Genomic DNA, 6,057 nt, shown 5'->3' with positions numbered 1-6,057 from the left:
GCTCAATATGATGCGGCCAAAGATAGTGGTGTGACTTTTACCCGCCCACAGTGCGCCTTTGTCGGTCTGTCCATGGAACAGGCCAAGGCTGCGGGAGTGGACGTGGCCGAGGTCAAGGTGCCCATGAGTATTGATGCCAAGGCCATGATGACCGGTGAAACTGATGGCCTCATCAAAATGGTGGCCGACAAGGTCAGCCACCGCATTGTCGGTGTCCACTTCCTTGCCGATCACGCCGATCTGCTGGTGGGTGAAGCCGTCATGATGGTCAGTGCCGGGTTGACACTGGAACAGGTAGCCGAGGCTATTCATCCCCATCCCACCCAGACTGAGTTGTTCGGAGAAATGGCCAGACGTTTGCTGTCACGCTTGCGGCGCTCGGCACGGGCAGCAGGCTGACAACTTGGCCAAGCCGGATGTTGAGGAATCGCAGCCAGCGGTAAGGATCAGCGGGATGCGCGCACGCATCCTGCGCTTTTACGAAAGATTTCTCGACCTCATCGTGGTGGTGCTGATATTTGTCATGCTGATCACCTTGCTGGCCTCCGTGGTGGGGGTGGTCTGGGACGTGTACAAAACCGTTTTGTCCTTCCGGGAAGAAGCGGCCATTCAGGGTCTGGTGGCTGATGTGCTGTCGGTATTTGTGCTCATTGAGCTGTTCCGGACGTTTACCGATTACCTGGAGTTTCACCGTATCCGCTTGCGGGTGCTGTCGGAAGTGGCCATTGTTTTTGTATTGCGGGAATTGTTTATCGGTCTTTATGCCCATCGTCTCGGACCCATGGATCTGATCGCAACGGCAGTGCTGCTTGCAGTGCTGGTCGGTGCCCGGGTTGCCGCTGTTCAGTACGCTCCGAAGAACACCGAAAGAGACTGAAACGGCCATATCCGTCCCGAAAATTGTCCGGGCAACTTGACGCTGCCCCGAAAAAGCGAGCAAAATGGTCGGGTATCCACTGAACAACGCGCTGCAGCGCATGGAGTTAAGCACAATGAGCACAGCAACTGAAACAATGACCAATCTGGATTCCATTCCTCCGGTAATGACCCTGACGCAAAACGCGGCGGATAAAATTACCTCTCTGATTGAAGAAGAAGGCTCTGAAGACCTCAAGCTGCGAGTTTTTGTGACGGGCGGCGGTTGTTCCGGTTTTCAGTATGGTTTTACTTTTGATGAGAATATGAATGAGGGTGATACGGAAGTGCATCAGTTTGGCGTCAGCCTCCTGATTGATCCCATGAGTTACCAATATCTGGTTGGCGCTGAAATTGATTACAGCGAAGGCCTGGAAGGTGCCCAGTTCGTGATCAAAAACCCGAATGCGACCACCACCTGTGGTTGCGGATCTTCTTTCTCTGCCTGATTTTTGTAGAGATAAGAATTTCTCCAGGGGAGGCTCATGGCCTCCCTTTTATTTTTCCAGCGCGTTATGATGACTCTCAGGCTCTTGCTGTCCTGATCAGGACAGCAACTGTGCGTGGGTTGTTGCCCCGTGACAGTTGGATTCATTACTGACCAGAATAACAAGGAGTTCGGCATGGCGGATACGAACGTGGCTCCCGGTCTGGAAGGCGTGGCGGCAACGCACTCCAGTATTTCTCACATAGATGGTGTGGCAGGTTTGCTGAGTTATCGTGGCTACGCTATTGATGACCTGGTAGCCCATAGCAGCTTTGAAGAAGTGGCCCTGCTTCTGCTGGACGGTGCACTTCCGGATGGTGCAGATCTCAAAGCTTTTGATGAGGGGCTGCGCAGTCATCGGCAAGTCAAATACAATGTCCGGGAAATCATGAAATTCATGCCGGTAACCGGGCATCCCATGGATATGCTGCATTGCGCCGTGGCGAGTCTGGGGATGTTTTATCCGCAGCAGGAGCTGTCCGATGCTGAGCGCGAAAACACCCCGCATCTGGATGCCATGGCAATGCGCATCATCGCCCGGATGCCCACCATCGTCGCCATGTGGGAGCAGATGCGTTTCGGCAATGATCCCATCGTGCCGCGTACGGACCTGAATCATGCCGCCAATTTTCTGTATATGATTTCCGGTAAGGAGCCCAATCCGGCACTGGCGAAAATCCTCGACACCTGTCTGATTCTTCATGCCGAGCATACCATCAATGCCAGTACCTTTGCGGTACTGGTCACCGGTTCTACGCTCACCAATCCCTACCATGTGATTGGCAGTGCGATTGGTACGCTGGCGGGTCCCTTGCACGGCGGTGCGAATCAGAAAGTGGTTGAGATGTTGGAGGAAATTGGCAGCGTGGCCAAGGTGGGCGCTTATCTGGACGCCAAAATGGCCAATAAGGAAAAAATCTGGGGCTTTGGTCACCGGGTGTATAAAACCCGGGATCCTCGTGCGGCCATTTTGAAAGAGATGATGGAAAAACTGGCCAGCAATGGGCATTTGCGGCATAGCCAGCTTTTTGAAATTGCCATTGAGGTCGAAAAACATGCGACTGATCGCCTCGGCCCCAAGGGCATTCACGCCAATGTCGATTTTTATTCTGGTGTTCTTTACCACGAAATGGGAATCAAGGCTGATTTGTTTACGCCCATATTTGCCATGGCGCGCTCGGCAGGTTGGCTGGCACACTGGCGGGAACAGCTGTCAGACAACCGGATATTTCGTCCCACCCAGGTTTACAATGGTGCAAGCCCAAGGGCTTATGTAGCGCTGGACAAAAGGAATCAGGCACAGGCATGACAGAAGTTTTACAAAATATTCCCTTCCTCGCTACGGAACGTACCGAGGCCTTGCTGGATATTGAGCGGCATCTGATAGCGGGTCAGTCGGCCATAGAACGCTGGTTTCGAGGCCAGTTTCAAAAAACTCCGGCGCCCTTTTACGCGTCCGTCGATTTGCGCAACTCCGGTTTCAAGTTGGCACCGGTGGATACCAATCTGTTTTCGGCAGGCTTCAACAATCTGAATCCTGAATTTTCATCGCTCTATGTATCGGCCATTCAGCACTATCTGAACCAGCATCATCCGGGCCTGGAGCGCGTGCTGCTCATTCCCGAAAATCATACCCGCAACCTGTTTTATCTGGAAAATGTGGCCAGATTGCGAGAGCTTCTGGAAATGTCCGGACTGGAAGTGCGGGTGGGTTCACTCTTGCTGGAAGAGCGCACGGCTTATGATTTACCTTCGGGTAATTCCCTGCTTTTGGAGCCCATTTTTCGTGAAGGTAGACGCTTAAAGGCCGCAGGATTTGATCCCCAGCTGATTTTGCTCAATAACGATCTTTCCGGCGGTGTGCCGGAAATTCTGGAGAATCTCGAACAACCCATATCCCCGCCTCTGGCGGCAGGTTGGCGCTCGCGGCGGAAGTCCCAGCACTTTGCCCATTATCGTGCCGCCGCACATGAACTGGCGGAAGTGATAGATATCGACCCCTGGTTGATTGATCCGTTTTTCCGGCGTTGTCAGGGTATTGATTTCATGCGTGCCGAAGGCCGTGATTGCCTGGTCGCCAATGTCGATGCGGTTCTGGAATTGACCCGCGAGCGCTACGCCCACTATGGGATTACCCAGCGTCCCTTTGTGATTGTCAAAGCCGACGCAGGCACCTACGGCATGGGCATCATGACGGCTTACTCCGGTGAAGAGTTCATGGATCTCAATCGTAAGGAACGCACGCGCATGGCTAAAAGCAAGGAAGGCCTGCCAGTGAGTGACGTGTTTATTCAGGAAGGGGTGTATACCTTTGAGCAGACCGCCGAGGAGGCGGTGGCTGAGCCGGTAGTTTATATGGTGGGTCAGCAGGTGCTGGGCGGCTTTTACCGGGTGCATACCGGGCGGGGGCGCGATGAAAACCTGAATGCCCCCGGCGCGCATTTTGAGCCCATGGCCTTTGGTGAGCCTTGCATACTGCCTTGCCGGAAATCGCCGCCCGATGCCCCAGTAAACCGTTACTATGCTTATGGCGTCATTGCCCGCCTGACCCTGGTGGCGGCGGCCCGGGAAATGGCCGATTGGCGTCGGCAGCAAATCCGGAGTGTTGATTGATGACCCCGTTGAAAGCAGCCATTCTCATGGATCCCATAGCCGGGATCAAACCCGCCAAAGACAGCACTTTCGCCATGCTCCTGGCGGCGCAGGCACGGGGGCACCAGTGCTGGGTGTTTGGCCTGCCTGATTTGTTCATGCGCGATGGCAAGGTCTGGGCACGCCTGCAGGCGGTGACGGTGCAGGATGAAAGTACCGACTTCGCGACGCTGGCTACCGTTGAAGAGCGGCCCCTGGCAGATATGGACGTGGTGCTGATGCGCAAGGATCCTCCGGTCGATCTGGAATATCTGACCGCCTGCTATCTGCTGGAACATGCCGGAACCTGGGTGGTGAACAACCCGGTGAGTCTGCGTAATGCCAATGAAAAACTCTATGCCTTGCATTTCCCCGAGTTTCTCCCGCCCTTTCTGGTCAGTCGTGATCTGGGTGACCTGCGCGCTTTCCTGGCCGAGCATAGCGAGGTGGTGGTCAAACCCCTTTCTGCGCGGGGGGGCGAAGGGGTATTTTACCTGCACCAGCAAGACCGCAATGTGGGCAGCATTCTCGAAACCGTAACGGCCTGGGGACAGCATTATGTCATGGCTCAGCGCTATATTCCGGCCATACGCGAAGGCGACAAGCGCATTATTCTGGTGGACGGCGTGGCGGTGCCCGGCGCCATGTTGCGGGTGCCTTCAGAAAAAGACTTTCGCGGCAATCTGGTAGCAGGGGCTACGGCCGTAGCCGCCGAGCTGAGTGCGCGGGATCAGGATATTTGTGCGGCAATAGGGCCAGCGCTGCGCGCGGCAGGATTACTTTTTGTCGGACTGGATGTGATTGGCGGCTTTGTGACTGAAATCAACGTCACCAGTCCCACCGGGGCGCGGGAGATTCGGCGCTTTTTTGCTGTGGATGCCGCCGAGCTGCTTTGGCAACGTCTGGAACAGGGACAGTAATGGCTAAGCTGGCACACTCGGGAATGCAATCTGCCGTTTTTCATCGAAAACCCGTATGATGGGCGGTATGACGAATTTCTCTTCACTTAAAAATCATCTGCTCATTGCCATGCCGGCGCTTCATGACGGTATTTTTGACCGGACGGTGATTGTAGTTTGCGAGCATAGCCCCGACGGTGCCATGGGCGTGGTCATCAATCGTCTTGTGGATATCAATATGTCCGAAGCTCTCAAGGCCGTAGATATCCAGCCTTCCGAAGAAATGATTCATCGCCCGGTTTATTGGGGTGGACCGGTGCAGCCGCAGCACGGCTTTATTTTGCATTCGCCCAAGGGTGAATGGCTTTCCAGTCTGGAGCTGAACGAGGACCTGGCATTGACCAGCTCTCCCGATATTTTGCAAGCCATCGCCCAGCATGAGGAACCCCAGCGTTATCTGTTAGCTTTGGGATATGCCGGTTGGGGGGCGCAGCAACTGGAAGAAGAGTTGAAAGAAAATGCCTGGTTGCACGGCCCGATGGATATGCAGGTCATGTTTGAGTTGCCCGCCAGTGAACGCTGGCAGGCCGCCGCGCGCTCGCTCGGAGTGGATATGCGCCTGCTCAGCGGGGCGGCGGGCCATGCCTGAGGGCTCCGGGCCGCTTCTGGGGATTGATTTCGGGGAACGACGTATTGGTATTGCCGTGTTGGGCGAATCCGGTTGGGCACCGCAGGGCGTAGCTACCCTGCGCAATGGGGAGAGCGGCCCGGATTGGGAGAGCTTTGCGCGCATCCTCAAGGACTGGCAACCGCGCGCTATAGTTCTGGGTTTGCCCCTGAACATGGACGGGAGTGAAGGCTTGATGGTGCGCCGGGTGCGCAATTTTGCCAGGAGTCTGCAGCGCCGTTTCCCCCTGCCGGTGCATTGGGTGGACGAACGCCTCAGTAGTCATGCGGCCGAATGGATGCTGAAAGAGCGGGCGCTTTCCGCAAAGCAGCGCGCCGGGCTTTTGGATCAGGCCGCTGCCTGTGAAATTCTCCAGACTTTTCAGGATGTCGGAGCCATGCAATGAATGCAGACTGGGATGTGACAACACTGCTGGAAGGAATGGTTCGGGATTTGCG

The 6,057-nt window shown here is 55.4% G+C and carries 7 protein-coding genes and 1 pseudogene; all 8 read left to right on the top strand.

Annotation, left to right across the window (positions count from 1 at the left end; translation table 11 throughout):
- Positions 1 to 399: pseudogene (locus tag AC2VLY_RS10080) on the top strand (FAD-dependent oxidoreductase); the annotation flags it as partial.
- Positions 400 to 454: 55 nt separating this feature from the next.
- Positions 455 to 877 (top strand): phosphate-starvation-inducible PsiE family protein, encoded by a 423-nt coding sequence (locus AC2VLY_RS10075; RefSeq protein WP_142089190.1) that lies wholly within the window; start codon positions 455 to 457, stop codon positions 875 to 877.
- 115 nt (positions 878 to 992) lie between these two features.
- On the top strand, positions 993 to 1,364 hold the full coding sequence (erpA, locus tag AC2VLY_RS10070) for an iron-sulfur cluster insertion protein ErpA (RefSeq protein ID WP_010640694.1): 372 nt from the start codon (positions 993 to 995) through the stop codon (positions 1,362 to 1,364).
- A gap of 174 nt (positions 1,365 to 1,538) precedes the next feature.
- Positions 1,539 to 2,711, top strand: coding sequence for a citrate synthase (locus tag AC2VLY_RS10065; protein WP_486892751.1), 1,173 nt, complete (start codon positions 1,539 to 1,541; stop codon positions 2,709 to 2,711).
- The gene (gshA, locus tag AC2VLY_RS10060) at positions 2,708 to 4,015 is read left to right on the top strand and encodes a glutamate--cysteine ligase (protein WP_486892752.1); all 1,308 of its coding nucleotides are present in this window, start codon (positions 2,708 to 2,710) and stop codon (positions 4,013 to 4,015) included. The genes AC2VLY_RS10065 and gshA overlap by 4 nt, the downstream gene beginning before the upstream one ends.
- Positions 4,015 to 4,953 carry a glutathione synthase gene (gshB, locus tag AC2VLY_RS10055; protein WP_486892753.1) on the top strand — a complete coding sequence of 313 codons (939 nt, stop codon included), beginning with the start codon at positions 4,015 to 4,017 and terminating at the stop codon, positions 4,951 to 4,953. The genes gshA and gshB overlap by 1 nt, the downstream gene beginning before the upstream one ends.
- A 67-nt stretch (positions 4,954 to 5,020) precedes the next feature.
- A complete protein-coding gene (locus AC2VLY_RS10050; RefSeq protein WP_193650843.1) occupies positions 5,021 to 5,581 on the top strand; it encodes a YqgE/AlgH family protein in 561 nt (186 codons plus the stop codon).
- Positions 5,574 to 6,005, top strand: coding sequence for a Holliday junction resolvase RuvX (ruvX, locus tag AC2VLY_RS10045; RefSeq protein ID WP_010640686.1), 432 nt, complete (start codon positions 5,574 to 5,576; stop codon positions 6,003 to 6,005). Before AC2VLY_RS10050 ends, ruvX begins: the two co-directional genes overlap by 8 nt.
- The last annotated feature ends 52 nt before the right edge of the window (positions 6,006 to 6,057 follow it).

The sequence above is a fragment of the Acidithiobacillus sp. TH-A36 genome (assembly GCF_057473445.1).
This window is presented reverse-complemented; position numbering and strand designations above follow the sequence as displayed.